Here is a 26,058-nt window from a genome sequence, read left to right as displayed (position 1 = left end):
GCGCATGCGGGCTTTTTTATTGCGGAGTCGGCCAGCGCGTGTTCGCGCACCACGCTCACTTGATCTCGAAATCCGTCAGCGACTTGCCGGCGGCCAGCGCCTCGGTCACCCAGCGCGGCTTGCGGCCACGACCACCGGACCAGGTTTCGCCGGTCGGGCTGCGGTACTTGGCGGCGGCCTTGGGCGCCGGCGTGCTGGCGGCGCGCTTGACGGAAACGGCACGGCCGGCCGAGAGCTTCAAATCCGACGCGGTCAGACCATAGTCGGCGATCTTCTTGCGAATCTCCTCGATCACCCCGGCACGTTCATGGTTGCGCAGTTCTTCGGCCTGCTTGCGCAATTGCGCGATCTGTTCGTCGTGCTTCTGGATCTGGGAATTGATATCTGCGAGCGTCGAGGCCATTGGCGAACTCCTGTAAATGAAAACGCCCGCAGTTTAATTCAGTTTGCAATTGATTTTGAGCAAACCCGAGCAGAAAAATCCGGGCCGCTTGGCGTTTTACAACAGCCGAGGGGGTAAAACGCCCCGTTCCTGGGCAAGATCGAAGGCCGGGCCAGGGTTTTGAACGCTCGGCTGCAATGGCGGAGCGAAAAAATTGAATGCCGCGGTACCGCCACGGCCCGTTTCGGCTCGCTCGCGCCTATTCGGAAGCAGGAAAGAAATGCCCGACCCAGCATTGCATGCAAAAGGCGCTATAGCCGCGCCCCAAAAGAAAAACGGCCCTGGATCGCTCCAGGGCCGTTTCTTCGGAATTCATATGGGGTGGCTGATGGGACTCGAACCCACGACGACCAGAATCACAATCTGGGACTCTACCAGCTGAGCTACAGCCACCGTAATAGAGTCCACGATTATAGCCATAAAAGCCGCGCGCCCGACCCCGGTTTGAAAGAATGATGCGCGCGACCCACTCAACCCGCCGCCAGCGGGCCGGAAGGCGCCACTGGCGCTTCCTCGTGCGCGGCGTCCTTCTGCCGGATCGAACCGTCCGATCGCTCGAAGGTGCCGATCAGCAGGCCGCTGGCGATCGCATGTGCCTTCAGTTCGTCGACCACCTCGTCCCGCCCGGGCGCCACCGAGAACTCGTGTGCCCGGTCGAGCGCGAACAGCTGGAAGGCATAGCGATGCACGCCGTGCCCGGGCGGCGGATCGGGCGGCAGCCAGGCTGCCTGCAGCCCGGAATTGCGCCCGGCATGCACCGTGTCCTGCCCTTCGTTGCCCTGGCTCGGCAGCGCCGCCTCGACCAGCCGGGTGTCGCCGGGCGGCAGGCTGACGACGATGGCATGCACCAGCGGATTCGGCGTGGGCGAATCCGCGTCCTCCACCACCAGCAGCAGCGAGGCGGTGCCTTGCGGCACGCCCTCCCACTGCAGGGGCGGCGACAGCCCTTCGCCATCGGCCGTGTAGCGCGGCGGAATCGGCGCGTGATCGGCAAAGGCCACGCTGGTCAGCGAAATAGTGGCCATGCCTTCGCGCAGGCCGAGCGTGTTGAAAACGATCTTGTCCAGGCCGGCACGCACGCCGTGCAGGGCTTGGCCGATGACTTCGGGCAACTTTTCGAGCATGCCAAGGGTATAGCGCCCCGTTCGCCGCAGCCCTGTAGGACGCCACAGCGGGCCGGCCGCAGCCAGCGGCGCCAAATTGCGCAGCCTTGCATCCCGATTCGCCGGTACGCGCTTTCGCAGCGCCCGCGCGGCGCATCCGGCCGCTATCATGGCCGCGCCCTGCCATGCGGGCGCCGCTTCATTCACGAACCAAAGGGATCACTCATGAGCATCGTCTGGACCATCCTGATCGGCTTCGTCGTAGGTCTGGTGGCACGCGCCGTCAAGCCGGGCGACGACTCCGCGGGCTTCATCGTCACCACGCTGATCGGCATCGCGGGCTCGCTGATCGTCACCTACGTAGGCCAGTCGCTCGGCTGGTACACCGCCGGCCAGGGCGCCGGCTTCATCGCGTCGGTGCTCGGCGCGATCGTGCTGCTGATCCTCTACGGTCTCATCAAGCGCAAGAGCTGAGCCGCCAGGCCATCCGGCGGGGCCGATGCCACGCAAACCCCGCGCGCACCACCATGTCTACGTGGTCGAGCTCGACGACCGCGTCTGGAACATCGGCCGCTTCCGGCGCGCCAATCCCGATTACCAGCTCGGCAAGCCCTTCGTCTACGTGGGCATGACCGGGCTCGATCCCGACATCCGCTTCGACAAGCACAAGGCCGGCATCCAGGCCAACAGCTTCGTGCAGGACTACGGTCTGCACCTGCTGCCCGCGCTCTACGAGCGCTACAACCCAATGAACTACGAAGACGCGCGCTCGATGGAGGTCGAGCTCGGCATCGCCCTGCGCAAGGCGGGCTACGGTGTCTGGCAGGCCTGAGCGCGAAGGCGCGCTTCAGGAGTAGGTAACCCAGTCCTCGTACGCCGGCCCGTCGAGATGCGGCAGCGTGTTGTAAGTCACCAGCATGTGGCGCTTGGGCGTGAAGGCGAACTCGGTCACCGACGAGTTGCGGATGCGCAGGTTGAGCTCGATCGTGGTCTCGGCGCTGGTGCCCAGCACATGGCCCACCGCCGTGCTGATCGGCCCGCCGCTCGACACCACGAGCACCTTGGCCCCATGGTGCTTGTCGCGCACGTGATCGAGCGCGGTGGTCACGCCCGCGAGAAAGTCCACGTAGCTGGGCATGCCGACCGGCTTCGTGCGCCCCTGCATCCACGCGCCCAGCCCTTCGCGCAGCAGGCGGAAGTGATGCCGGTACATCTCGGGCGAATCGGGCTTCTCGAGCTTGCCCTCGTGGATGGTCGCGATCACCGCCTCGCTGTCGTACTCGTTGAGGCCGGGCCATGGCAGCACGTCGTTGCGCGTCAGACCGAGGCCCTGCGCGATGCCTTCCCAGGTCTGCCGATGCCGGCGCAAGGTGCCGGTGATCACGGCGTCGAAACGCATGCCGCGCTCGCGCCAGTACTCGCCGAGCCGCACGGACTGCCTGTGGCCCAGTTCGCTCAGGTGGTCGTAGTCGGCCGCGCCGAAGCTGGCCTGGCCATGGCGCACGAGGTAGAGAGTTCCCATGCGCGGATTCTGGCAAGAAGCGACCGCGGCGCTTGTCCCACGCGAGACGGAAAAAGCAACGGGCCGCACAAGGCGGCCCGCGAAGGGAAGAGGAAGCGCCTCGCGGCGCGACCCGGTCAGCGTGCGCCGGCGAACGGCAGTCCGTCGGTCGCGGGACGCGGCACCAGGATCTCGGCCTTGTAGCGGTCCTTCAGCAGGTTGTAGTAGGCGGCGTCTTCGGCGGCGGCGATCGACTGGCCGACCTGCGCGTTCTCCTGCTTGGCGACTTCCGCCGTCGGCGCGGTGCGCGGCACGGCCTTGGTCACACGCACCACGGCATAGCCCTGCGTGCCGAGGTCGACGCCGACCAGGGTCGGCAGCTTGCCGGCGTCGGCGCGCAGCGCGGCCTCGACCACCACGCCCGGCTGCGCCTTCGCATCGATGCGCGACACGGTGACGGGCGCCGCGAAGTTGGCGCCGTCGGCCTTCGTGGTCCAGGCCGCGAGCTTGGCCTCGCCCTCGGTCTTCGCAAGGGCTGCCGCGCGCTCGGTGACGAGCTGTGCGCGGATCTTGTCCTTCACGTCGGCCAGCGGAATCGGATGCGCGGCCGAGTACTGGGTCACGCGGCCCGAGGCGAGCTGGTTGGTGCCGACCTCGATCGCTTCGGTGTTCTGCTTGCGGCTCAGCGAATCGGGCGAGAACAGCGCGCTCAGGAAGTTGCGGCTCGCGAGCGGTCCGGTCGCACCGGGCGCGGCCGTGCGGCCGATGTTGGTCGCGGTCTGGATCGTGAGCTTGAGCTTCTCGGCCGCCGGCTTCAGGCTGTCGGGCTGCTGGTACACCGCATCGGTGAAGGTCTCGGCAGCCTTGGCGAACTCCTGCGTGGCCTGCTGGGCGCGGTAGTCGTTCTCGAGGGTGGCGCGCACCTGCTCGAACGGAGGCACCACGGCCGGCTTGATGTCGTCCAGGCGGATGATGTGATAGCCGAACTCGGTCTCGACGACGTTGCTGATCTCGCCCTTCTTCAACGCGAACATCGCGTCTTCGAAAGGCTTGACCATCGCGCCGCGCGTGACGAAGTCGAGGTCGCCGCCCTTCTCGGCCGAGCCCGGGTCCTGCGAGTTCTTGCGCGCGACATCGGCGAAGGTGTTGGGCGCCTTGCGCACGTCGGCCAGCAGTTGCTCGGCCTTGGCCTTCGCCTTGGCGCGATCGGCCGCCGGCGCGCTGGCGGCCGCGGTGATCAGGATGTGGCTCGCACGACGCTCTTCCTTGGTGCCGAAGCGCGAGGTGTTCTGGTCGTAGTAGCTCTTGAGCTCGGCCTCGTTGACCGTCACGTTCTTCTTGGCCGCTTCGAGGTCGAGCAGCAGGTACTCGATGCTCGCCTGTTCGGGCGCCTGGAACTGCGACGTGTGGTCCTTGTAGTAGGTCTCGATGTCGGCATCGCTGACCGTGACCTTCGACGCGAAGCCCTCGGGCGCGAAGCGCGACACCTGGATCTCGCGCTGCTCGTAGAACGCATTGATGGTGGCGGCGGCCAGCGCGGGCGGCGTGAAGGTGGTGCCCGACACGCCCAGCAGCAGTTGCTGCGTGGCGAGCTCGGCGCGCATCGACGCTTCGTACTGCTCGGGGGTGCGGCCGGTCACGCGCTGGAAGGCGTCGCGGTCGAACTTGCCCTCGGGCGTGCGGAAGGTCGCGAGGCCCGGATCCTGCGCGAAGATGCGCGAGAGGCGTTCCTCGGAGACCGTCATGTTGGCCTTGTTGGCCGCAACCGTCAGCACGCGGTCGCGAACCATCTTCTCGAGCGTGGCGTAGCGCAGCGCATCGGAGTCGAGCACCAGCGGGTCGACGTTGGGCGACTGCTGGCGGATGCGGTCGGTTTCCACGCGATGCTGCGCATCCCATTCGGGTCGCGTGATGCTGGCGCCATCGACATGCGCGACGGCCTCGTCCTTGGAAAAGCCCTGGTAGCGCTCGACGCCGAACAGCACGAACGACGGGATGATCAGCAAGAACAAGACAATCATCATGATCTTGTTGTACTTGCGGAAGAAATCAAACATGCTTGAACACTCTCATGCGGTGGCTGTCGGACGGCAATAAAAAAGGCGAACCGTTGTTCGCCTTTGCATCGGGTGGTGGTGGGTGCTGAGGGGCTCGAACCCCCGACCTACGCCTTGTAAGGGCGCCGCTCTACCAGCTGAGCTAAGCACCCCACCGGGAATACTTTTCTTCCGAGTTCTCGTCGTCGACTTAGTTCAACGCGTCCTTGAGGGCCTTGCCGGGACGGAACTTCGGAATCTTGGCGGCCTTGATTTTAATCGCGTCGCCGGTGCGAGGATTGCGACCCGTACGGGCCGCACGTTTACCGACTGCAAAAGTACCGAAACCGACGAGCGACACGGAGCCGCCCTTCTTGAGCGTTGTACGAATGGCGCCGATGGTGGATTCGAGCGCGCGCGTGGCGGCTGCTTTGGAAATATCGGCGTTCTTTGCGATGTGCTCAATCAGTTCGGTCTTGTTCACAAGGGCCCCTTGTAGAAAAAAGTTGGTCGGCTTTCGTCGGCTGGCGAGTCGGTCGCGACGTGGTGCGACGCAGAAGCTTGGCAGGCCTGACGCCCCGGCAGCGCGCTGCCATCGGGGATTACAACCACTGGCCTGCGGGGTGTCAATACGACATCAGCCCGTGCGGCGCAGCGGAGCGCGCGATTCTAGGGGCGTTTCGCGAAGACCTTTTTCCGCCGGGGCCGCAGCTGTCTCACAAGGCCTCGGCGATCGCTTTTCCGAGGTCGCTGGTGCTCGCCTTGCCACCGATATCGGGTGTGCGCGGCGCACCGCTTCCGGGCGCGAGCACCTTCTCGATGGTCGACAGGATCGCGTCGTGCGCGTCCTTGTGGCCGAGGAACTCCAGCATCATCGCGCCGCACCAGATCTGGCCGATCGGGTTGGCGATCCCCTTGCCCGCGATGTCGGGCGCCGAGCCATGCACCGGTTCGAACAGCGAGGGCGTGGTGCGCTCGGGGTTGAGGTTGGCGCTCGGCGCGATGCCGATGGTGCCGGTGCAGGCCGGTCCCAGGTCGGACAGGATGTCGCCGAACAGGTTGCTCGCCACCACCACGTCGAAGAAGTCGGGCCGCTGCACGAAGTGCGCGGTGAGGATGTCGATGTGGAACTTGTCGAGCGTCACGCCCGGGTAGGCCTTCGCCATCTCGGCCACGCGCTCGTCCCAGTAGGGCATGGTGATCGAGATGCCGTTCGACTTGGTGGCGCTGGTCAGGTGCTTCTTCGGCCGCGACTGCGCGAGCTCGAACGCGAACTTGAGCACGCGGTCCACGCCCACGCGCGACATCACGGTTTCCTGCACCACGATCTCGCGCGGCGTGCCTTCGTACATGCGCCCGCCGATGCTCGAGTACTCGCCCTCGGTGTTCTCGCGCACGATGTACATGTCGATCTCGCCGGGCTGGCGCGGCGAGCCGTCGCGGCGCACCACCGGCGCGACGATGCCGGGCATCAGGCGCGCGGGACGCAGGTTGATGTATTGGTCGAACTCGCGGCGGAACAGCAGCAGCGAGCCCCACAGCGAGATGTGGTCGGCGATCTTCTCGGGCCAGCCGACCGCGCCGAAGAAGATGGCGTCGTGGCCGCCGATCTGGTCCTTCCAGTCGTCGGGCAGCATCTTGCCGTGCTTCTCGCAGTAGTCCCAGCTCGAGAAGTCGAAGTGGTCGAACTTCAGGTCGATGCCGAACTTGCGCGCCGCCGCATCGAGCACGCGCACGCCTTCGGGCGTGGTTTCCTTGCCGATGCCGTCGCCGGCGATGACTGCGATTCTGTGGGTGGTCATGGTCTGGGTCCTTCCGATGGGATGAGCGGTGCAAAGAAGTCGAGTGCCTCGGCGAGCAGTTCGCCCGGCGCCTCCTCGGGAACGTAGTGGCCGCAGGGCAGCGCATGCCCCTCGACCCGGTCGGCGCGCTCGCGCCACAGCGCCAGCACGTCGAAGGCGCGTCCGACCACGCCGTGCGCGCCCCACAGCACGCGCAGCGGCATCGCGAGCCGCGCGCCCGCGGCGATGTCGGCGCGGTCGTGATCGAGGTCGATGCCGGCCGAGGCGCGGTAGTCCTCGCAGATGGATTCGGCGCTGCCCGGGATGGCCGCGCAGCGCTCGTACTCCGCGAGCACCTCGGGCGCGAAGGGCGCGAGCCCCGCGTGGCGCCCGCCCATCACGCTGCGCACGTAGCGCACCGGATCGGAGGCGATCAGCGCCTCGGGCAGCGGCGGCGGCTGGATCAGGAAGAACCAGTGCCAGTAGGCACGCGCGAAGGCTTCCGAGGTGTGCTCGTACATGGCGAGCGTGGGCGCGATGTCGAGCAGCAGCATGCGCTCGACCGCCGCCGGATGGTCGGCCGCGAGCCGGTGCGCCACGCGCGCGCCGCGGTCGTGCGCGAGCACGCCGAAGCGCTCGAAACCGTGGTGGCGCATCGCCGCGAGCGCATCGAGCGCCATCGCGCGCTTGCTGTGGTTCTCGTGCGCGGCATCGGCGGCAGGCCGGCCCGAATCGCCGTAGCCGCGCAGGTCGATCGCCACCACGGTGAAGCGCTCGGCCAGCGCGGGCGCGACCCGGTGCCAGATGGCGTGCGTCTGCGGGTGTCCGTGCAGCAACAGCAGGGGTGCCCCACTGCCGCCGATGCGGCCATGCACGCGCACGCCATCGCGTTCGATGTCGAAGACGGGAAAGTCGAGGAAGGAGGCGGTCACGCGGCGATTGTGCGTTGCGCACCCGGGTCCATCAAGCAACAATCGGCCAATTCATACTTTCCGTTCTGGCATGAATTCACTGGCACTGGAGCGCGGCGACCTGGCACTGGCGCTCGCCATCCGCGAACACGGCAGCCTCGCGGGCGCGGCCGGCGCGCTCGACGTCGTGCCCTCGGTGGTCACCAAGCGGCTCGGCGCGCTCGAGGCGCGGCTCGGCCAGCGGCTGTTCGACCGCACCACGCGGCGGCTCAGCGTCACGGCCGAGGGCGAGGCCGTGTGCCGACATGCGAAGCAGCTGCTCGAAGGCTTCGCGGCGCTCGAGGGCGAACTCGGCGAGCGCCAGAACGAGCTCACGGGCGCGGTGCGGCTGGCCGCCACCTTCGGCTTCGGCCGGCGCTGGCTCGGTCCGGCCCTGGCGGAGTTCCAGGCTGGCCACCCGGCCCTGCGCATCGAGCTGCAACTGACCGAGCGCCTGCCCGACCTCGGCGCCGAAGGCTACGACGGTGCGCTGTGGCTGTGGGCGGTGCAGCAGCGCCACGCCTCGGACTGGGTCTCGCGCCGCATCGCGCGCAACCAGCGCGTTCTGGCGGCCGCGCCCTCCTACCTCGCGCGCCGCGGCACGCCGGCCAGCGTCGAGGCCCTGGCCACGCACGACTGCCTGGTCGCGCGCGAGAACGGCGAGATCCACCGGCAGGAATACGCGCTGTGGTCGCTGCGGCACGGCCGCGACGGCAGCACGGCGCGCGTGCGGGTGCAGGGGCCGCTGTCGAGCAACTCGGGCGAGATGGTGCGCGACTGGTGCCTGGCGGGCCACGGGATCATGCTGCGCAGCCTCTGGGACATCGCGCCGCAATTGGCCTCGGGCGCGCTGGTGCGGGTGTTGCCGCAGTACGCGATGCCCGATGCCGACATCCACTGGATCGCGCCCTGGCGGCCGAAGACGCCGCGGCGGGTGCGGCTGCTGGTCGACCACCTGGCCGAACGCTTTCGCGGCGAGCCCTGGAAGCCAGCGCGCTAGGCGAACGCCCTCGCGCCTCAGCGGGCCGCGCGCACCACCAGGCTCACGCCCACCGCCGTGAGCGCCGTGCCCAGCAGCGTGGCCAGCGTGATCTGCTCGCGAAACAGCAGCCAGGCCATGAGGGCCGTGCAAGGCGGCACCAGGTAGAGCAGGCTCGTGACCGCGGTCGCGGTGCCGCGCTGGATCAGTATGTAAAGCAGCGAGCTCCCACCCAGCGAGAGCGCGAGCACCGACCAGGCCATCGCGCCGATCGAATGCGCGTTCCACGCGATGGCCTCGGGCTCGAGCAGTGCGAACGGCAAGGTCACGACCACGGCCGCCGCCATCTGCACCGCGCTGGCGCTGCGCACGTCGCAGGGCGCGACGAAGCGCTTCTGATAGAGAGTGCCTGCGGTGATCGCCCCCAGCGCCATGAGTGCCAGGCTCATGGTCTCGGCATTGACCTCCGAGCCGTCGCCCAGCTTGCGCCACACCACCAGCACCAGCCCGGCGAAACCCAGGGCCAAGCCCAGCCACTGCCGCGGCGACACGCGCCCGCCGTTGAAGGACATCCAGATCGCGGTCAGCACCGGCTGGATACCGACCAGCAGCGCGACCAGCCCCGAGCCCATGCCCGCGCGCACCGCGGCCCAGACGCCGCCGAGGTAGCCGGCCTGCATCAGGATGCCGGTGACCGCGAGGTGCCCCCACTGCGCCCGGGTCGACGGCCAGGCCACGCGCGCCAGCGCGACCCACAGGCCGAAGCAGAGGAACGAGAGCACGAAGCGCACGGCCAGGAACTTGAAGGGCGGCGCATGCGGCATGCCGTAGCGCGCGACGATGAAGCCCGTGCTCCAGATCAGCACGAAGACCGCGGGCATGGCCCGCAACCAGCCCGCCTCGCGGGCTGAGGCGGCGCTCATTTGGCCCGGGCCCGGATCTCGGGAATGGCCTTTTGCAGGTAATAGACCATCGACCACACGGTGAGCACGGCCGAGACCCAGATCAGCCACTGGCCCCACAGGCCGGTGTCGATGAAGCCGAACAGCTGCCCGTCGTAGAGCAGGAACGGGATCGCGACCATCTGCACCGTCGTCTTGACCTTGCCGATCATGTGCACCGCCACGCTCTTGCTGGCGCCGATCTGGGCCATCCATTCGCGCAGCGCCGAGATCGCGATCTCGCGGCCGATGATGATCAGCGCCACGAACACGTCGGCCCGGTTCAGGTGCACCAGCACCAGCAGCGAGGCGCAGACCAGGAACTTGTCGGCCACCGGGTCGAGGAAGGCGCCGAAGGCCGAGGTCTGGTTGAGCTTGCGCGCCAGGAAGCCGTCGAGCCAGTCGGTGGCCGCGAACACGATGAACATGACCGTGGCGATCACATTGCGCATCGGGTCGGCGATGGGCAGGTAGAACACGCCGACGATCAGGGGGATCGCGACGATGCGCGTCCAGGTCATGATGGTCGGCAGGGTCCAGAACATGCGCTCGATTGTGTCACGCGAAAACGATGGATTCGAGAACGGGGGCAAAGCCGTGCCGGCGGCCTGCTCCCGCGCCGTCAAGTTCAGTGCAGCGCACGGTAGATTTCCTCGGCCAGGTCGAAGGCGATGCCCTCGACCGAGGCGATGTCTTCCACGCTCGCCGCCGCCACGCCGCGGATGCCGCCGAAGCGCTGCAGCAGACGGGCCCGGCGCTTCGGGCCGATGCCCGGGATGTCCTCGAGCTGGCTGCCGCCCACGCGCACCTTGGCGCGCTTGGCGCGCATGCCGGTGATGGCGAAGCGGTGCGCCTCGTCGCGGATCTGGGCCACCAGCATCAGCGCCGCCGAATCCTTGCCGAGGTAGACCTTCTCGCGGCCGTCGGCGAACACCAGCTCCTCGAGGCCCACCTTGCGGCCCTCGCCCTTCTCGACCCCGACGATCAGCGACAGCGGCAGGCCGAGCTCGCTGAACACCTCGCGCGCCATCGACACCTGGCCCTTGCCGCCATCGACCAGCACCAGCTCCGGCATGCGCGCGCCCCGGGCCCGCGCCGGCGCCGCTGCACCCTCGACACCCTCGACGCCTTCGCTCTCGGCATCGCCAGGCGGCAGCGCCTCGGTCTCGGCGGCCATCGCCTCGGCCAGCTTGCCGTAGCGGCGATGGAGCACCTGGCGCATCGCCGCATAGTCGTCGCCGGGCGTGATGCCGTCGATGTTGTAGCGACGGTATTCCTTGTTCTGCATCGCGTGGTGCTCGAACACCACGCACGAGGCCTGCGTGGCCTCGCCCGCGGTGTGCGAGATGTCGAAGCACTCGACACGGAAGTTGTCGAGGTCCTCGCTCGCCAGCTCCAGCGCATCGGCCAGAGCGCGGGTGCGGGCCTGCTGCGAGCCCTCCTCGGCCAGCAGCCGTGCCAGTTGCAGGCTGGCGTTCTTCTCGGCCATCTCGAGCCAGTGGCGGCGCTGCTCGCGCGGCTGGAACACGGCCGTCACGCGCGTGCCCGACTGCAGCGACACCGCCTCGATCAGTTCGCGCCCCACGGTTTCGCTGAGCACCAGCGTGGCCGGCACCGGCACGTCGATGTAGTGTTGCGCGATGAAGGCTTCGAGCACCTGCACCTCGACCGAATCGGTGACGGCGGGTGCGGCGCCCTCGTCCTCGTCGTTGTCGAGCTCGCCGTGCTGCATCAGCGAGGCATCCTCGACGTGCACCGGGAAATAGGGCCGGTCGCCCAGGTGGCGGCCGCCGCGCACCATGGCCAGGTTCACGCAGGCCTTGCCGCCCTGCACCTTGACCGCGAGGATGTCGACGTCCTTGTCGGAGGCGATCTCGATCGACTGCTGGTGCAGCACGCGCGAGATGGCCGACATCTGGTTGCGCAGCTCGGCCGCCTGCTCGAACTCCAGCTTCTCGGCATGCGAGGTCATGCGCTGCTCGAGCGTGGTGAGCACCAGTTGCGTGTCGCCGCGCAGGAAGGCCTCGGCGCTCGCCACGTCCTGCGCGTAGGCCTCGGTCGAGATATGGCCCACGCAGGGGCCGGTGCAGCGCTTGATCTGGTAGAGCAGGCAGGGCCGGGTGCGGTTGGCGTAGACCGTGTCCTCGCAGGTGCGCAGCTTGAACACCTTCTGCAGCAGCTGGATCGACTCCTTGACGGCCCAGGCGCTCGGGTAGGGCCCGAAGTAGCGGTGCTTCTTGTCGACCGCGCCGCGGTAGTAGGCCAGCCGCGGAAACTGGTGCGAGGCGATCTTCAGGTAGGGGTAGCTCTTGTCGTCGCGAAACAGGATGTTGTAGCGCGGCTTGAGCGTCTTGATGAGGTTGTTCTCGAGCAGCAGCGCCTCGGCCTCGGAACGCACCACGGTGGTTTCCATGCGCGCGATCTTCGAGATCATGTGGCCGATGCGCGTGCCGCCGTGGCTCTTCTGGAAGTAGTTGGCGACCCGCTTCTTGAGGTTGCGCGCCTTGCCCACGTAGAGCACGGCGCCACCGGCGTCGAAGTAGCGGTAGACGCCCGGCAGCTGCGGCAGGGCCGCCACTTCGCTGAGCAGTTGATCGGAATGCACGTCTGACATGGCGGCTATTGTGGCGCGCGGCGCGCGGCCCCATGGCGCGCCTGCGCGCAAACCCCGTGGTGGGTGGAATGAAATGTGCTGATGATGGATGCGGGCGCGAGGAGCGCCCGTCTCGTTTCAACACAACTACTCGGGAAACTCTCTCCATGACGAAGAAGATCCAGTCGCGCGCCTGGTGGGCGCTCTCGCCCCTGGCGGTGGCATTGACGGTGGCCGGTTGCGGCGGCGGCGGTGGCGGCCAGGACAACGCCGCGCTGATCGCGACGATCGCCGCCATCAACGCAGCCAACACCCCGCCGCCACCGCCCACAGCCGACAAGGGCTGCCTGATCGGCGACAGCGGCACGCAGGTGGTGGTGGGCTCGGGCGACCCCGGCGATCCGGCCGCGCCCGAACCGGCCTCGGGCTACGTGGTCGGCCACAAACTGGTCTATGCCAAGAATTACATGGTGGTGGCCAACCACCCGTTGGCCACGCGCGCGGGTTGCGACGTCCTCAAGGCCGGCGGCAGCGCGGTCGACGCAGCCGTCGCGGTGCAGGCGGTGCTGGGGCTGGTCGAACCGCAGTCCAGCGGCCTGGGCGGCGGCGCCTTCATGCTGCACTACGACGCGAAGACCAAGAAGGTGCAGGCCTATGACGGGCGCGAGATGGCGCCCGCCGCGGCCACCGAGAACTACCTGCGCTACGCGGTGCAGACCGATCCCGCCAGCGGACTGCCCAAGCCCAACGCGCGCGCCAGTGGCCGCGCGGTCGGCACGCCGGGCGCCGTGCGCATGCTCGACGTCGCTTACAAGGACCATGGCAAGCTGCCATGGAAGGACCTTTTCAGCTACGGCATCACGCTGGCCTCCGATGGTTTCCCGATCGGTGGCCGCATGGCCGCAGCGATCTCCTCGTCGGCCTCCAACCTCAAGCGCGACGCCGACGCGACGGCTTATTTCTTCAACGACGACGGCACGCCGAAGGCCCTGGGCACCAAGCTCAAGAACCCGGCCTACGCCAAGACGCTGACCACGCTCGCCAACGAGGGCGCCAACGCGTTCTATACCGGCCCCATCGCGCAGGCGATCGTCGACAAGATCGGCATCACCACCGCGGCCAACGACGGCTCGGCCATCACGCCCGGCGTGACGACCATGGCCGACATGGCCAACTACGTGGCCAAGCGTCGCGACCCGGTCTGCGGCACCTACCGCGACTACTACGTCTGCAGCATGTCGCCGCCCTCGTCCGGCGGCATCGCGGTGGTGCAGGCGCTCGGCATCCTCGAGACCTTCAACCTGAGCCTGTACAAGCCCAGCGCGATCGACATCGAAGGCGGCAAGCCCAGCGTGATGGGCGTGCACCTGGTGAGCGAGGCCGAACGCCTGGCCTACGCCGACCGCGACAAGTACGTGGCCGACACCGACTTCATCCCGCTGCCCGGCGGCTCGGCCGACACGATGCTCAACAAGCCGTACCTGCAGAAGCGGGCCAGCCTGATCAGCCTGTCCAAGAGCATGGGCGTGGCCGCGGCCGGCGACCTCGGCAGCGTGCCGCTGGGCATCGACAAGACCGAGGAGCATGGCACAACCCACTTCACCGTGGTCGACAAGCAGGGCAACGTGGTGACGATGACGACCACGGTCGAGAGCACGCTGGGCTCGTTCCACATGACGCAGGGCTTCATGCTGAACAACCAGTTGACCGACTTCTCGGCCAACCCGAACGACACCACCGACCCGAGCATCAAGGTCGCCAACCGGGTCGCCCCGGGCAAGCGTCCGCGCAGCACGATGGCGCCGACCCTGGTGTTCAAGAAGAACACCGACGGCAGCATGGGCGAGTTCGTGATGGGCACCGGCTCGCCGGGCGGCGGCACGATCATCCAGTACGTGGTGAAGACCGTGGTCGGCGCGCTCGACTGGGGCCTCGATGCGCAACAGGCGACCTCGCTGGTCGACTTCGGCGCCACCAACAGCGTGACCACCAACGTGGGCGGCGAACACCCCGCCATCGACACCTCGAACTCGGGCAACAACGATCCGCTGATCGCCGGCCTGCGCGCGCTCGGCCACACGGTGAACTTCGGCGCCCAGTCCAGCGGCATCAGCACCATCATCCGCACCAACGTCGGTGGCCAGCCGGTGCTCACGGGCGGTGCCGATCCGCGGCGCGAAGGCATCGTGCTCGGCGATACCTTCACGCCCTGAGCCGGGATAGGAACCCGGCGGCGCCTACTTCGCGAGTTCGCTCACCAACCGGTAGAGGAACTCGCGCCCGTCGTAGAGCCGCTGGATCTCGATGCGCTCGTCCAGCCCGTGGGCGCGCGCATCCGAGGGCTCGAGGAACATGCCGGTCACGCCGTACATCGGAATGCCGGCATTGCGCAGGAAGCGGCTGTCGGTGGCGCCCGTGCTCATCGCGGGAATCACCGGCACGCCCGGCCACATCTGCTCGGTCAGTCGCTCCACCGTCTTCACCAGGTCGCCCTGCAGCGGCGACGCCGGGCTGCGCAGCGGCTTGCCGAGGTTGCGCACCACGATCTTGTCGTTGCCCACGGCCTGGGTCAGCAGGCGCTCGACCTCGTCCGGATCGTCGTGCGGCAGGATGCGGCAGTTGACCGTGGCCTTGGCCGACTGCGGCAGCGCGTTCTCGGCGTGGCCGGCCTGCACCATGGTCGCCACGCAGGTGGTGCGCAGCTGGGCGTTGTAGGCCGGGTTGGCCGTCATGCGCTCGAGCACGCCGGCGTCGGGATTGCCGGTGCCGATGGCGCGCATGTCCTCGGCCAGCTGGCCGGTGGCGAAGGGCGCGCTGCGCGCGAAATAGGTCTTCGTGACGTCGGCGAGCTTGATCGGGAAGGCATAGCGACGGCCCCGCGCGAGGGCCATTCAGAAGAAAGGCGCAAGGTGCACACTCGCGGCCATGCAACGCGACTGGGACATCTTCTGCAAGGTCATCGACAACCATGGCGACCTCGGCGTCTGCTGGCGGCTCGCACGCCAGCTCGCCGGCCTCGGCGAACAGGTGCGGCTCTGGGTCGACGACGCCAGCGCACTGGCCTGGATGGCGCCCGAAGGCTGTGCGGGCGTGCGCGTGATCGACTGGAGCGATCCGGCCGCGGTGAGCGCGGCCGCGGCCGAGCCGGCGCCCCAGGTGCTGATCGAGGCCTTCGGCTGCGACCCGGCGCCCGCGCTGATCGCGCGCTTCGCCGCAGCCTCGGCCGCCGACGGCGCCCCGCGCGCCTGGATCAACCTCGAATACCTCTCGGCCGAACCCTATGTGGAGCGGCTGCATGGCCTGCCCTCGCCGGTCTTCAGGGAACCGGGCGCCGGGCTCACCAAGCGCTTCTTCTATCCAGGCTTCACCCAGGCCACCGGCGGCCTGCTGCGCGAACCGGACCTGGCCCGGCGGCGCGCGACCTTCGATCGCGCTGCCTGGCTCGCGCAACGGCAATTGCCCTGGCGCGAAGGCGAACGCCTGGTGTCGCTGTTCTGCTACGAGCCGCCGGCCCTGGCGGCGCTGCTGGCGCAACTGGCCGATGACGGCACGCCGACCCGGCTGCTGGTGACGCCGGGCCGGGCGACCGAGGCCGTCAAGGCCTGCCTTTCGAGTACGGAATGGCTCGAACGCTCGCCCAGCCATGCGAGTGCGCTATCGATTTCATACCTGCCGCCCCTCGACCAGCCCGATTTCGACCACCTGCTCTGGGCCTGCGACCTGAATTTCGTGCGCGGCGAGGATTCGCTGGTGCGCGCCCTCTGGGCCGGCGCGCCGCTGGTCTGGCAGATCTATGCGCAGGACGACGACGCGCACCACGTGAAGCTGAACGCCTGGCTCGACTGGCTGGAAGCGCCGGCCTCGATGCGGCGCTTCCACCACGCCTGGAACGGCTTCGGCAACGCGACCCTGTCGCTCGCCGACATCGGCGAAGAATGGCGTCTTGCCGTGACCCGAGGGCGCGAGCGCCTGCTCGCGCAGGACGATCTCGTGACCCAACTGCAGCATTTCGTCGCCGGAAAAAGCTAAAATAGCGGGCTTTGCGGATTTCGGCCCGGATCCTGGGAAATTCCTGGGGGTTCGAGATGCACTCCGCTGAACCTGCCGCGGGACATGTACCGCGGGGCTTTTTCCAACCGGCACTCCTGCCCGGATTCTGGAAACCCCGCGCACCGAGCGGCTTACATCCAGAGACCCTGATATGAAAATCGCTCAAGAAATCCGCGCCGGCAACGTCATCATGCACGGCAAGGATCCGATGGTCGTGCTCAAGACCGAATACAGCCGCGGCGGCCGCAACAGCGCCACCGTGCGCATGAAGATGAAGAGCCTGATCGCCAACTTCAACACCGAAGTGGTCTTCAAGGCCGACGACAAGATCGACCAGATCGTGCTCGAGAAGAAGGACTGCACCTACTCCTACTTCGCCGACCCGATGTATGTCTGCATGGACGCCGACTACAACCAGTACGAAGTCGAAGCCGAGAACATGGGCGACGCCCTGAACTACCTCGAGGACGGCATGGCCGTCGAAGTGGTGTTCTACGACGGCAAGGCCATCTCGGTCGAACTGCCGACCAGCGTCGAGCGCGAAATCACCTGGACCGAGCCGGCCGTCAAGGGCGACACTTCGGGCAAGGTCCTGAAGCCTGCCAAGATCGCCACCGGCTTCGAAGTGCCCGTGCCGCTGTTCGTGTCGCAAGGCGACAAGATCGAAATCGACACGCGCACCGGCGAATACCGCAAGCGCGTCTGAGCGCCGCCTTCCCCGGCTGACCACCACCCGCAAGAGGCTCCGCAAGGAGCCTTTTGTCTTTGCGGACCGTCCGCACACAACGAATCCCGCGCTGCACAATCCCATCCTTATGACCAACAGCACGCACGACCTTCACGACAAGCGCCTCGCCGATGCCTGGGCCACGCTCCAGTCCCATGCCGACAAGGGGCTGCCGCTCGATCCCGATCCCTCGCGCATCGCCTTCGCCGATCCCGAGTTCCTGCTGCGCCGCGAAACCCGCGGCGTGCGCATGCAGCTCGAGCTGATGAAGCCCGACATCGAGCAGCGCGCCCACGGCATCGAGAACACCATCGTGGTCTTCGGCAGCGCGCGCTTCCGCAGCGAGGAAGAAGCCGACGCGCTGATCGTCGAGGCCGACAAGGCCGGCGACACCGCCGCGGCCGAGCGCTGGCGCCGGCTGGCGCGCAGTTCGCACTACTACGAGAAGGCGCGCACCTTCGGCAAGCTGGTCGCGCGCCACAGCGAGAACAAGGAGCCGCAGGACAAGCTCTTCATCTGCACCGGCGGCGGCCCCGGCATCATGCAGGCGGCCAACCGCGGCGCGCACGAGGCCGGCGGCCTGTCGGTCGGCCTGGCCATCGCGCTGCCGATGGAGGAAGCGGCCAATCCCTACGTCACGCCCGCGCTGAGCTTCAAGTTCCACTACTTCGCGATCCGCAAGATGCATTTCATGATGCGTGCGAAGGCGCTGGTGGCGTTCCCGGGCGGCTTCGGCACGCTCGACGAACTGTTCGAGGTGATCACGCTGGTGCAGACGCGCAAGTCCAAGCCGGTGCCGATCGTGCTGTTCGGTTCGGACTACTGGAAGCGCCTGATCGACTTCGACTTCCTGGTCGACGAAGGCGTGATCTCGCCCGGCGACGTCAAGCTCTTCGAGTACGTGGACGCGCCCGAAGACGCGTGGGAAGCGATCAAGCGCTTCTACAAGCTCTGATCCGAGCGGGCGCGGACCGCGCCTCGACTAGGCGGCCTCGTCGTCGCCATCGTCGTCATCGGGCCGCAGCGCGTGCTCGAAGAAGCGCGTGAGCGCCTTGGCGCGCCGGCGCCGCTCGGGCCCCGGCCCGGTCGCGAGGCCCATGGCCACGGCATCGTCGGCCACGCCGTGCAGCGCATTGAACAGGATCACGGCCGTGAGCGTCGGGTCCTCGACCTCCCACACGCCGGCCGCGTCGCCATGCTTGAGCAGGCCGACCAGCTGCGTGATGACCGCGTTGTCGTTGCGCATGCGCCGGTCCTCGGGCCGGTACTCGTGGAACACCACGTCGTGCAGCGCGACGTTGTCGAGGTAGGTCTCGAGCCCCGTCTCGACCCAGGCCTTGATGCGGCCATGGTGGTCCTCGGGACGGTGGCGGTCCATCGCCTCCTGCAGCCGCGCGCAGAAGCTGTCGACGAAGCGCTGCTGCAGCGCGCCGAGCAGCGCCTCCTTCGACGGGAAGTACAGATAGAAGGTGCCCTTGGCCACCTGCGCGCCGGCCGCGATGTCGTCGATGCTGGTGGTGGCGATGCCCTTCTCGATGAACAGCCGCTCGGCCGCGTCCATCAGCGCCGCGGCGCGGGTTTCGGGCGCCTTGACGCGGCGGCGCGGTTCGGACGCCTCCGAAGGCGGTGACGGGTCCGCCGCATCGGGCGTGGAAGAAGTGATGGTGCGGCGCCCCGTCGTCATTCGGTTCCCTCAGGTTGTGGCTGCGGCGGCACGTGCCGCCGCGATGGCCGCGTTCACCGCGGCCACGTCGAGCGCCAGGCCGCGCGGCGCCAGCACGCGCTCGCCGAGCCAGGCGATGGCCTCGTCGGTGCGCGCGAAGGTGTCGGCCGGCACGCCGAAGAGCTTCTCGACATTCATCTTGCGGATTTTCTCGTATTGATCGGGCGGCACCACGCTGGCCATGCCCATCATATGGCGCCGGATGTCGGCGCCGCGCGCCTGCAGCCACTGCTTCGCGCTCTGCGCGCTGCCCTCGGGATGCACCAGCGCGTCGGCGTCGGCGAACACGCGCAGCGAAGCAAAAGGCTCGCCACGGTCGAGCCAGCGGTTCCAGTCCTCGGTGAAGACCTGCATGTCCTCGAGGGTCTGCAACCCCGAAGACACGCTGATGACCAGCGGCCACTGGCCGAGTTCGTGATGGATCATGGACAACTCCTTGATGACGGTCCGGGAACGAAGAACGGGAAGGCGACGCGCGGACAGGCGCAGCGGCACGCGCGCGGCGGGCATGGAAAGAAGCTCCTCAGGCGCGGGCCGGCAGCGCGGCGGTGCGCGGCCTGACGCCGAGCAGCAGCCCGGCCGCCAGCAGACCGGCCAGCCCGGCACAGGCCACGGCCGCATGGAAGCCGCCGGCCAGCGCACCCGACACCAGGCCATGGGCCAGCGAAGGATCGAGCGCGCCCAGCGCGGCGGTGTCGTGCCGCGCCACGGCGGCCACCGCCATCTCCTGCGCGCGCGCCGCCGGCAGGCCGCTGCGCTCGAGTGCCGCTGCCAGCAGCGCGGTGGCGCGGCCGCTCATCAGCGTGCCGAGCAGCGCGATGCCGATCAGCATGCCGGCCTGGCGCAGCGCATTCATCGTGGCCGAGGCCATGCCCGAGCGCTGCGCCGGCACCGAGGCGATCACCGCGGTACTGGTGGCCGGTACCGCCAGCCCCGTGCCGGCGCCCAGCACCACGAACAGCAGCGCGAGCACCACGTAGGGCGTGTCCGCCGCGAGCAGCGTCATCGCGAGCATCGCGGCGCCGATCAGGCCGTAGCCCGCCACCATCAGCGCGTGGACGCCATGGCGCCTCGACAGCCGGCCGAACTGCGAGGACACGATGCCGGTCGCGACGAACTGCGGCACCATGCGCCAGCCGGTGTCGGTGGCCGACCAGCCCTGCACCTGCTGCAGGAACAGCGAGAAGAAGAACAGGCTCGCGTAGGCCGAGAAGCCCAGCACGAAGGACGCGAAGTTGGTGACCGAGAAGCGCGCGTCGCGAAACAGGCCCAACGGCAGCAGCGGCCGCTGCACGCGCGCCTCCACCGCCAGGAACAGCACGAGCCCGAGCGCGGCCAGCGTCAGCGACACCGTGGTGCGTCCCGACAGCCAGCCGTGCTCGCCGGCCGCGATCAGCCCGAAGGTCAGCGCGCCGAGCCACAGCACGCTGAGCACCTGCCCCGCCGGATCGAGCGCCGCATGCTCGGGGTGCGAGGTCTCGTGGATGCCCCAGAGCCCCAGGCCCACGGTCAGCAGGCCGATCGGCAGGTTGATCAGGAAGATGCTCTGCCAGCCCGTGTGGTCCACCAGCAGGCCGCCGAGCATCGGCCCGAGGATCAGCGAGATGGCGGTGAACGAGGACCAGCCGCCGATCACGCGCGCGCGGCTCGCCGGCTCGGGAAAGGCATGGGCCAGGAGCGACAGCGCGCCCGGGATCAGCAGCGCACCCGCGATGCCCTGCACCGCGCGGCCGGCCAGCAGCGTGCTCAGGCTGCCGGCCATGGCGCACATCGCCGAACCGATGGTGAACACCACCACGCCGGCCAGCCAGGCGCGCTTGCGGCCGTAGCGGTCGCCGAGCGGCCCGGCCGACAGCATGAAGGCCGACAGGCACAGGGCGTAGATGTCGATCACCCACTGCAGGCCCGCGAGGTCGGTGGCGAGCGCGCGCTGCAGGGTGGGCAGCGCGACGTTGACGATGCTCACGTCGAGCGTGGCGATGAAGCTGCCGAGATAGACCGCGGCGACGAGCGCGAGCCGGCGGCGCGGATCGTCGATCGCCGCCCGGGATGGGGAGTCCATGGGACCGCCTTCGGGATTCGTTGAAGAGGCGGCGATACTGACTTCAAGTCACTATCTTGTCAATCAGATGAGAATTGATCTTATTTGGATCAGGGTTTCCTGGAAGCCGGCAGTGGCTTCGGCGCCGTTCAGTGCCCCTCCTCCCGCACCTTTAAGCCCCAGGTCGCGCGCGCACCGAGCGCCACCACCCCGCCCACGACCCAGAACACGCCGCCGATGCCGATCAGCGCACCCAGCGAGCCGAACAGCATCGGCATCGCCACGCTCGAGGCATTGATGGTCATCAGCCGCAGCCCCAGCGCCTCGCCGTGGCGGCTGTGCGGCGTGATCTGGTGCAGCATGCTCATCACCATCGGCTGCACCGCGCCGAGCGCGAAGCCCAGCACCACCGAACACACGCCCATGCTCAGGGCCGTCGGCAGCAGCGGATAGACCAGGAAGACGCCGACCGTGACCAGGGTCGAGACGAAGATCACGCTGCGCTCGGAGGCGCGCGAGGCGATCGCCGGCAGCACGATGCGGATCACGGCCGCCGCGATCGCGAAGGCGCCGAGGATCGAGCCGATCACCGAGGCGCTGATGCCGCGCTCGTGCCCCAGCACCGGCAGCACGAAGGCATGCACGTCCCAGCTCGAGGACTGCAGCCAGTTCACGAACAGCAGGCGGCGGAACATCGGTTCGCGCAGCAGGTCCCAGGCGCGCGTGGGCACGGCCCCGGGCAGCGGCGGCGTGGGCGGCGGCTCGTGCGCGCCGCGCGCCATCAGCCAGCACAGGATCGGCAGCAGCGCCATGGCGGCGAAGCAGACGCGGAAGGCCAGCATGTCGGCCGCCGCGCGGCCCGCGTGATCGATCAGCAGCCCGGCCAGGAACGGGCCGACGAAGTTCGCCACCGCGGGCGCGATCGCGAGCCAGCTGAACACCCGCTTGAGCTCGGTCGGCGTGGTGGCCGAGCGGCCCACGTGGCGCTGCAGCGCGATCACGGTCGCGCCGGTGGCGCCACCGGTCAGCAGCGCCGCCACGCACATGGCCGGAAAGACCGGGAACGCCCAGACCAGCCCCGCGCCGAGCGAGGCCGCGATCACCGACAGCAGCAGCGGCCGCTTGAAGCCGTGGCGGTCGGCGAAGCGCCCGGCGGGCAGCGCGAGGAAGACCTGGGTCAGCGCGAACAGCGCGATCAGCACGCCGACGGCCGCCGCGCTGTAGCCCTGCTGCAGCGCCAGCAGCGGCGTGGCCAGCCGCATGCCGGCCATGGTGGCGTGGAGGCAGACCTGCGCGCCGATGACGCGCAGCAGTTCGCTGCCCTTCACGGCTTGCCGCCGCTGTCGGGATCGGCGTCGATGCCTTCGGCGCCCGCGGCCAGCGGCGGCAGCAGCGCCTGCGCCTGGCCCTCGGGCAGCGCCTCGACCTTGCGCAGCGCCAGGCGCATCTGCCTGGCGCGCGTATCGGCCTTGTCAAGCGTGTCGGAGGCTTTCGCCACCTGTTCCTTCACGCGCTCGACCCACTCGCCATAGCGTTCGAATTCGGTCTTGACCGCGCCCAGCACCTTCCAGACCTCGGAGGCCTGGCGCTCGAGCGCCAGCGTGCGAAAGCCCATGTGCAGGCTGTTGAGCATCGCGAGCAAGGTGGTCGGCCCGGCCAGGGTCACGCGGTGCTGGCGCTGGATCGCGTCCATCAGGCCCGGACGCCTCAGCACCTCGGCATAGAGGCTCTCGACCGGCAGGAAGAGGATCGCGAAATCGGTGGTGTGCGGCGCCGCGAGGTAGCTCTCGGCGATGGACTTGGCCTCGGCGCGGATGCGCGCCTCGAGCGCCTTGGCGGCGAGCTCGGCGGCGACCGCGTCGGCCTGCTCGTGGGCCTCGATCAGGCGCTCGTAGTCGTCGCGCGGAAACTTGGCATCGATCGGCAGCCAGACCGGCGCGCCCTCGTCGCCACGGCCCGGGAAGCGGATCGCGAAGTCCACCCGCTGCCCGCTGCGCGGCTTGGTCTCGACCTGGCGCGCGTACTGCTCGGGCGTGAGCACCTGCTCGAGCAGCGCCTCGAGCTGCACCTCGCCGAAGATGCCGCGCGTCTTCACGTTGGTCAGCACGCGCTGCAGGCTGCCGACACCGACCGCCAGCGTCTGCATCTCGCCCAGCCCCTTGTGCACCTGCTCGAGCCGCTCGGCCACCTGCCGGAAGCTCTCGCCGAGGCGCGCCTCGAGCGTGCTCTGCAGCTTCTCGTCGACGGTCTTGCGCATCTCGTCGAGCTTGGCGGCGTTGCCCTGCTGCAGTTGCGTGAGCTGGCTTTCCATCGTGGCGCGCACCTCGGCGAGGCGGCGCGCATTCGATTCGGACAGGCCCTGCAGCTGCGAAGCCAGCGTGTCGGCCAGCGTCTTCTGCAGCGCGGCGAGCTGCAGCGCGAAGGCATCGAGCTGGGCGTTCTGCGTACGCGTGGCCTCGGCGCCCTGCATCACCAGCGACTGCTGGAAGGTGGCGAAGGCCTGCGCGGTTTCCTGCCGTCCGCCGCGCGAACTCTCCGCGATCTCGCGGCGCAGCTCGCGCTCGGTGCGCTCGTTGGCGACGAGCAGCTCGCCATGATCGGGCGGCGGCGGCCGGCGGGCCAGCAGCCAGACGAGGAGCACGAGCTGGATGACGGCCACGACCGCCAGGGCCAGAAGAATCAAGTCGGTGAGTTCCAAGGGGATCGCGGGGCGCTTTCTATTCTTTTTTGTTCGGCGGAGATGGCTTACTTGGCGGCCACCGGCGTGACCGGCGTCAGCGGGCCCTTGCCCGTGAAGAAGGCGATCAGGTTGTCGGCCGCGAGCCCGGCCATGGCCTTGCGCGTGGGCACCGTGGCGCTCGCGATGTGCGGCGTGAGCACGACGTTGGGCACGGTCAGCAGGTCGGGATGGACCTTGGGCTCGCCCTCGAACACGTCGAGCCCCGCGGCGGCGATACGCTGCTCGCGCAGCGCCACGGCCAGCGCCGCGTCGTCGACGATGCCGCCGCGCGCGATGTTCACCAGGGTGGCGGTGGGCTTCATCAGCGCGAGTTCGGCCGCGCCGATGGTGTGGTGCGAGGCGGCCGAGTACGGCACCACCAGCACCACGTGGTCGGCGGTCTTCAGCAGCTCTTCCTTGCTCGCGTAGGTGGCCTTGCATTCGGCCTCGAGCGAGGCGTCGAGCCGCGAACGGTTGTGATAGATCACCTTCATGCCGAAGCCGTGCGCGCCGCGCTTGGCGATGCCCTGCCCGATGCGGCCCATGCCGATGATGCCCAGCGTGGCGCCGTGGATGTCGGAGCCCGCGAACATGTCGAAGCTCCACTTCTGCCACTTGCCGGCGCGCAGGAAATGCTCGCTCTCGGCGATGCGGCGCGCGGTGGCCATCAGCAGCGCGAAGCCGAAGTCGGCGGTGGTCTCGGTCAGCACGTCGGGCGCGTTGGTGCCGACCACGCCGCGCGCGGCCATCGCGTCGACGTCGAAGTTGTTGTAGCCCACGGCCATGTTGGCGCAGATCTTCAGGTCGGGGCAGGCGTCGAGCAGCGCCGCATCGATGCGCTCGCTGCCGGTGGTGAAGGCGCCCTGCTTGCCCTGCAGCTTCGCGGCGAGCTGCTCCCTGGTCCAGCTCTCGTCGGACTGGTTCGACTCGATCTCGAAATGCTGCGCCAGGCGCTCGAGGGTCTCGGGGAAGATCGCGCGGGCGACCAGGATCTTGGGCTTGCTCATGGGCTTTGTCTCGCTAGCGGAAGAAAAGGAAGGTGGAGAGGACGAACAGCGGCAGCAGGATGGCCATCGACCAGGCCATGTAGCCGAAGAAGCTCGGCATGCGCACGCCGCGACTCTCGGCGATGGCCTTGACCATCAGGTTGGGCGCATTGCCGATGTAGGTGTTGGCGCCCATGAAGACCGCGCCGGCCGAGATGGCCGCGAGCGTGGTCGCGTAGGTGGTCATCAGCGCCGCGGGATCGCCGCCCGCGGTGTTGAAGAACACCAGGTAGGTCGGCGCGTTGTCGAGGAAGGAACTGAGCGCGCCCGTGGCCCAGAAGTACATCGCGGGATCGGGCTGGCCGTCGGGCCGCGTGACCCCCGAGACGACCGCGCCGAACGGTCCCTGCGTGCCGGCCTTGAGCATCGCGATCACCGGGATGATGGTCAGGAAGATGCCCGCGAACAGCTTGGCAACCTCGGCCATCGGACCCCATTCGAACTGGTTGGCCTGGTGCACCGACTTCGCCGTGATCTTCAGCGAGACCAGCGTGATGGCGATCAGTCCGGCATCGCGCAGCAGCCCCGGCAGGCCGACCTCGGTGCCGGCCACGTCGAAGTGCACGCCGGACTTCCAGAAGCCGCTCATGAGCACCAGCGCCACCACGCCCGCGAGCAGCCAGAAGTTGGCGGCGCCGTCGAAGCCGATGCCGCGCGTGTCGGGCGTGGGGTCGACCGGCAGGATGCCTTCCTTGCGGTAGTAGTGGCGGTCGATCAGGTAGAACAGGACCAGCAGCACGCCGAGCACGAACATCGTGTCGGGCAGGATGTTGCGCGCGGTCCAGAAGAAGTCCACGCCCTTGAGGAAGCCGAGGAACAGCGGCGGATCGCCCAGCGGCGTGAGCGAGCCGCCCACGTTCGAGACGATGAAGATGAAGAACACGACCACGTGCACCCGGTGCACGCGGTTGTCGTTGGCGCGGATCAGCGGGCGGATCAGCAGCATCGAGGCGCCCGTGGTGCCCATGAAGCTGGCGAGCACCGCGCCGATCGCGAGAATGGCGGTGTTGAGGCCCGGCGCCCCGTGCAGGTTGCCGCGGATGTGGATGCCGCCGGCCACCGTGAACAGCGTGGTCAGCAGCACGATGAACGGGATGTACTCGGCCACCAGCGCATGCATGAGCTGCGTGCCCGCGAGCGCCGGGCCGTGCAGCGCCGCGAAGGGCAGCAGGAAGGCCAGCGCCCAGGCCGCCGAGACTTTGCCGTAGTGGTGGTGCCAGAAGGACGGCGCCAGCAGCGGCATCAGCGCGATCGAGAGCAGGATGCCCGCGAACGGCACGCCCCACAGCGGCGACAGCGAGCCGCCGTCGAAATCCGCGGCCAAGGCCGGCCCGGCAACGAGCAGCGGCACCATGGCCGCCACGAGACGCATCGATTTTTTCATGGGGCCGTACCGTAACAGAGCCAGGCCCCGCGGCGGCCCGCG

At 68.5% G+C, this 26,058-nt stretch carries 24 protein-coding genes, 2 tRNA genes and 1 pseudogene; 7 read left to right on the top strand and 20 right to left on the bottom strand.

Going from position 1 to position 26,058, the window contains the following annotated elements:
- Positions 1-55: 55 nt before the first annotated feature.
- From AC07RV_RS13715 to AC07RV_RS13705, 3 genes are all read right to left on the bottom strand, one after another.
- Positions 56-403 (bottom strand): H-NS histone family protein, encoded by a 348-nt coding sequence (locus AC07RV_RS13715; RefSeq protein WP_093343020.1) that lies wholly within the window; start codon positions 401-403, stop codon positions 56-58.
- A 356-nt stretch (positions 404-759) separates the two neighbouring features.
- Positions 760-835, bottom strand: a tRNA-His gene (locus AC07RV_RS13710).
- 77 nt (positions 836-912) lie between these two features.
- The gene (locus AC07RV_RS13705; RefSeq protein WP_296778117.1) at positions 913-1,566 is read right to left on the bottom strand and encodes a YbhB/YbcL family Raf kinase inhibitor-like protein; all 654 of its coding nucleotides are present in this window, start codon (positions 1,564-1,566) and stop codon (positions 913-915) included.
- 204 nt (positions 1,567-1,770) lie between these two features.
- Here AC07RV_RS13705 and AC07RV_RS13700 point away from each other — a divergent pair, with 204 nt between their 5' ends.
- Both AC07RV_RS13700 and AC07RV_RS13695 read left to right on the top strand, forming a co-directional pair.
- Positions 1,771-2,019 carry a GlsB/YeaQ/YmgE family stress response membrane protein gene (locus AC07RV_RS13700; protein ID WP_093343024.1) on the top strand — a complete coding sequence of 83 codons (249 nt, stop codon included), beginning with the start codon at positions 1,771-1,773 and terminating at the stop codon, positions 2,017-2,019.
- Positions 2,020-2,044: 25 nt separating this feature from the next.
- A complete protein-coding gene (locus tag AC07RV_RS13695) occupies positions 2,045-2,377 on the top strand; it encodes a hypothetical protein (RefSeq protein WP_093343026.1) in 333 nt (110 codons plus the stop codon).
- Between the two features lie 15 nt (positions 2,378-2,392).
- On the opposite strand, the gene AC07RV_RS13690 is transcribed toward AC07RV_RS13695, so the two are convergent.
- The 6 genes from AC07RV_RS13690 to AC07RV_RS13665 form a co-directional block, all read right to left on the bottom strand.
- Positions 2,393-3,067: a histidine phosphatase family protein gene (locus AC07RV_RS13690; protein ID WP_093343028.1), complete on the bottom strand. Its 675-nt coding sequence runs from the start codon at positions 3,065-3,067 to the stop codon at positions 2,393-2,395.
- 116 nt (positions 3,068-3,183) lie between these two features.
- Complete coding sequence (locus AC07RV_RS13685; protein ID WP_093343030.1) at positions 3,184-5,103, bottom strand: SurA N-terminal domain-containing protein; 1,920 nt, start codon at positions 5,101-5,103, stop codon at positions 3,184-3,186.
- Between the two features lie 76 nt (positions 5,104-5,179).
- A tRNA-Val gene (locus AC07RV_RS13680) sits at positions 5,180-5,255 on the bottom strand.
- 38 nt (positions 5,256-5,293) lie between these two features.
- The gene (locus AC07RV_RS13675; RefSeq protein ID WP_007830705.1) at positions 5,294-5,566 is read right to left on the bottom strand and encodes an HU family DNA-binding protein; all 273 of its coding nucleotides are present in this window, start codon (positions 5,564-5,566) and stop codon (positions 5,294-5,296) included.
- A 232-nt stretch (positions 5,567-5,798) separates the two neighbouring features.
- Positions 5,799-6,884 (bottom strand): tartrate dehydrogenase, encoded by a 1,086-nt coding sequence (locus AC07RV_RS13670; RefSeq protein WP_093343032.1) that lies wholly within the window; start codon positions 6,882-6,884, stop codon positions 5,799-5,801.
- A complete protein-coding gene (locus AC07RV_RS13665; RefSeq protein WP_093343034.1) occupies positions 6,881-7,795 on the bottom strand; it encodes an alpha/beta fold hydrolase in 915 nt (304 codons plus the stop codon). The genes AC07RV_RS13670 and AC07RV_RS13665 overlap by 4 nt, the downstream gene beginning before the upstream one ends.
- Positions 7,796-7,865: 70 nt before the next feature.
- Between AC07RV_RS13665 and AC07RV_RS13660 the strand changes: the two genes are divergently transcribed.
- Positions 7,866-8,813, top strand: a complete 948-nt coding sequence (locus AC07RV_RS13660; protein ID WP_208512132.1) for a LysR family transcriptional regulator — start codon at positions 7,866-7,868, stop codon at positions 8,811-8,813.
- A gap of 17 nt (positions 8,814-8,830) precedes the next feature.
- Here the strand turns inward: AC07RV_RS13660 and AC07RV_RS13655 are convergent, their stop codons facing one another.
- From AC07RV_RS13655 to uvrC, 3 genes are all read right to left on the bottom strand, one after another.
- Positions 8,831-9,715: a DMT family transporter gene (locus tag AC07RV_RS13655; RefSeq protein ID WP_093343038.1), complete on the bottom strand. Its 885-nt coding sequence runs from the start codon at positions 9,713-9,715 to the stop codon at positions 8,831-8,833.
- Positions 9,712-10,278, bottom strand: coding sequence for a CDP-diacylglycerol--glycerol-3-phosphate 3-phosphatidyltransferase (gene pgsA / locus AC07RV_RS13650; protein ID WP_057590401.1), 567 nt, complete (start codon positions 10,276-10,278; stop codon positions 9,712-9,714). Before pgsA ends, AC07RV_RS13655 begins: the two co-directional genes overlap by 4 nt.
- Positions 10,279-10,361: 83 nt before the next feature.
- Positions 10,362-12,347, bottom strand: a complete 1,986-nt coding sequence (gene uvrC / locus AC07RV_RS13645; protein WP_296778130.1) for an excinuclease ABC subunit UvrC — start codon at positions 12,345-12,347, stop codon at positions 10,362-10,364.
- Between the two features lie 146 nt (positions 12,348-12,493).
- On the opposite strand from uvrC, the gene ggt reads away from it, so the two are divergent.
- Positions 12,494-14,539 carry a gamma-glutamyltransferase gene (ggt, locus tag AC07RV_RS13640; RefSeq protein ID WP_296778132.1) on the top strand — a complete coding sequence of 682 codons (2,046 nt, stop codon included), beginning with the start codon at positions 12,494-12,496 and terminating at the stop codon, positions 14,537-14,539.
- 24 nt (positions 14,540-14,563) lie between these two features.
- Here ggt and AC07RV_RS13635 read toward each other — a convergent pair.
- Positions 14,564-15,211 (bottom strand): annotated as a pseudogene (locus AC07RV_RS13635) (M20/M25/M40 family metallo-hydrolase); the annotation flags it as partial.
- 40 nt (positions 15,212-15,251) lie between these two features.
- On the opposite strand from AC07RV_RS13635, the gene earP reads away from it, so the two are divergent.
- From earP to AC07RV_RS13620, 3 genes are all read left to right on the top strand, one after another.
- Positions 15,252-16,355: an elongation factor P maturation arginine rhamnosyltransferase EarP gene (earP, locus tag AC07RV_RS13630; protein ID WP_093343044.1), complete on the top strand. Its 1,104-nt coding sequence runs from the start codon at positions 15,252-15,254 to the stop codon at positions 16,353-16,355.
- Positions 16,356-16,527: 172 nt separating this feature from the next.
- Positions 16,528-17,082 carry an elongation factor P gene (gene efp / locus AC07RV_RS13625; protein WP_007830687.1) on the top strand — a complete coding sequence of 185 codons (555 nt, stop codon included), beginning with the start codon at positions 16,528-16,530 and terminating at the stop codon, positions 17,080-17,082.
- Between the two features lie 109 nt (positions 17,083-17,191).
- The gene (locus AC07RV_RS13620) at positions 17,192-18,058 is read left to right on the top strand and encodes an LOG family protein (RefSeq protein ID WP_296778140.1); all 867 of its coding nucleotides are present in this window, start codon (positions 17,192-17,194) and stop codon (positions 18,056-18,058) included.
- Positions 18,059-18,085: 27 nt separating this feature from the next.
- On the opposite strand, the gene AC07RV_RS13615 is transcribed toward AC07RV_RS13620, so the two are convergent.
- The 7 genes from AC07RV_RS13615 to AC07RV_RS13585 form a co-directional block, all read right to left on the bottom strand.
- A complete protein-coding gene (locus AC07RV_RS13615) occupies positions 18,086-18,787 on the bottom strand; it encodes a TetR/AcrR family transcriptional regulator (RefSeq protein ID WP_208512127.1) in 702 nt (233 codons plus the stop codon).
- 9 nt (positions 18,788-18,796) lie between these two features.
- Positions 18,797-19,252, bottom strand: coding sequence for a hypothetical protein (locus tag AC07RV_RS13610; RefSeq protein ID WP_296778143.1), 456 nt, complete (start codon positions 19,250-19,252; stop codon positions 18,797-18,799).
- A gap of 97 nt (positions 19,253-19,349) precedes the next feature.
- Complete coding sequence (locus tag AC07RV_RS13605; protein ID WP_296778147.1) at positions 19,350-20,888, bottom strand: DHA2 family efflux MFS transporter permease subunit; 1,539 nt, start codon at positions 20,886-20,888, stop codon at positions 19,350-19,352.
- 128 nt (positions 20,889-21,016) lie between these two features.
- Positions 21,017-22,195 (bottom strand): MFS transporter, encoded by a 1,179-nt coding sequence (locus AC07RV_RS13600; RefSeq protein ID WP_296778148.1) that lies wholly within the window; start codon positions 22,193-22,195, stop codon positions 21,017-21,019.
- Positions 22,192-23,550 carry a DNA recombination protein RmuC gene (locus tag AC07RV_RS13595; RefSeq protein WP_296778150.1) on the bottom strand — a complete coding sequence of 453 codons (1,359 nt, stop codon included), beginning with the start codon at positions 23,548-23,550 and terminating at the stop codon, positions 22,192-22,194. The genes AC07RV_RS13600 and AC07RV_RS13595 overlap by 4 nt, the downstream gene beginning before the upstream one ends.
- Before the next feature lie 62 nt (positions 23,551-23,612).
- A complete protein-coding gene (locus AC07RV_RS13590) occupies positions 23,613-24,593 on the bottom strand; it encodes a 2-hydroxyacid dehydrogenase (protein WP_296778153.1) in 981 nt (326 codons plus the stop codon).
- 13 nt (positions 24,594-24,606) lie between these two features.
- Positions 24,607-26,016, bottom strand: coding sequence for a sodium:proton antiporter (locus AC07RV_RS13585; RefSeq protein WP_296778155.1), 1,410 nt, complete (start codon positions 26,014-26,016; stop codon positions 24,607-24,609).
- Positions 26,017-26,058 lie beyond the last annotated feature (42 nt).

The organism is Variovorax sp. GW821-FHT09B01 (assembly GCF_059418345.1).
Note: the sequence above shows the minus strand (reverse complement) of the source record. Positions and strands in the feature narration are given on the sequence as shown.

Bases quoted from the DNA above. Each gene is read 5' to 3' on its own strand.
- AC07RV_RS13705 (WP_296778117.1), bottom strand. From the start codon at position 1,566: ATGCTCGAAAAGTTGCCCGAAGTCATCGGCCAAGCCCTGCACGGCGTG.
- AC07RV_RS13620 (WP_296778140.1), top strand. From the start codon at position 17,192: ATGACCAACAGCACGCACGACCTTCACGACAAGCGCCTCGCCGATGCC.
- AC07RV_RS13660 (WP_208512132.1), top strand. From the start codon at position 7,866: ATGAATTCACTGGCACTGGAGCGCGGCGACCTGGCACTGGCGCTCGCC.
- AC07RV_RS13700 (WP_093343024.1), top strand. From the start codon at position 1,771: ATGAGCATCGTCTGGACCATCCTGATCGGCTTCGTCGTAGGTCTGGTG.
- AC07RV_RS13590 (WP_296778153.1), bottom strand. From the start codon at position 24,593: ATGAGCAAGCCCAAGATCCTGGTCGCCCGCGCGATCTTCCCCGAGACC.
- AC07RV_RS13690 (WP_093343028.1), bottom strand. From the start codon at position 3,067: ATGGGAACTCTCTACCTCGTGCGCCATGGCCAGGCCAGCTTCGGCGCG.
- AC07RV_RS13715 (WP_093343020.1), bottom strand. From the start codon at position 403: ATGGCCTCGACGCTCGCAGATATCAATTCCCAGATCCAGAAGCACGAC.
- AC07RV_RS13655 (WP_093343038.1), bottom strand. From the start codon at position 9,715: ATGAGCGCCGCCTCAGCCCGCGAGGCGGGCTGGTTGCGGGCCATGCCC.
- AC07RV_RS13605 (WP_296778147.1), bottom strand. From the start codon at position 20,888: ATGGACTCCCCATCCCGGGCGGCGATCGACGATCCGCGCCGCCGGCTC.
- earP (WP_093343044.1), top strand. From the start codon at position 15,252: ATGCAACGCGACTGGGACATCTTCTGCAAGGTCATCGACAACCATGGC.
- AC07RV_RS13585 (WP_296778155.1), bottom strand. From the start codon at position 26,016: ATGAAAAAATCGATGCGTCTCGTGGCGGCCATGGTGCCGCTGCTCGTT.
- AC07RV_RS13685 (WP_093343030.1), bottom strand. From the start codon at position 5,103: ATGTTTGATTTCTTCCGCAAGTACAACAAGATCATGATGATTGTCTTG.
- AC07RV_RS13615 (WP_208512127.1), bottom strand. From the start codon at position 18,787: ATGACGACGGGGCGCCGCACCATCACTTCTTCCACGCCCGATGCGGCG.
- ggt (WP_296778132.1), top strand. From the start codon at position 12,494: ATGACGAAGAAGATCCAGTCGCGCGCCTGGTGGGCGCTCTCGCCCCTG.
- AC07RV_RS13670 (WP_093343032.1), bottom strand. From the start codon at position 6,884: ATGACCACCCACAGAATCGCAGTCATCGCCGGCGACGGCATCGGCAAG.
- pgsA (WP_057590401.1), bottom strand. From the start codon at position 10,278: ATGTTCTGGACCCTGCCGACCATCATGACCTGGACGCGCATCGTCGCG.
- AC07RV_RS13610 (WP_296778143.1), bottom strand. From the start codon at position 19,252: ATGATCCATCACGAACTCGGCCAGTGGCCGCTGGTCATCAGCGTGTCT.
- uvrC (WP_296778130.1), bottom strand. From the start codon at position 12,347: ATGTCAGACGTGCATTCCGATCAACTGCTCAGCGAAGTGGCGGCCCTG.
- AC07RV_RS13695 (WP_093343026.1), top strand. From the start codon at position 2,045: ATGCCACGCAAACCCCGCGCGCACCACCATGTCTACGTGGTCGAGCTC.
- efp (WP_007830687.1), top strand. From the start codon at position 16,528: ATGAAAATCGCTCAAGAAATCCGCGCCGGCAACGTCATCATGCACGGC.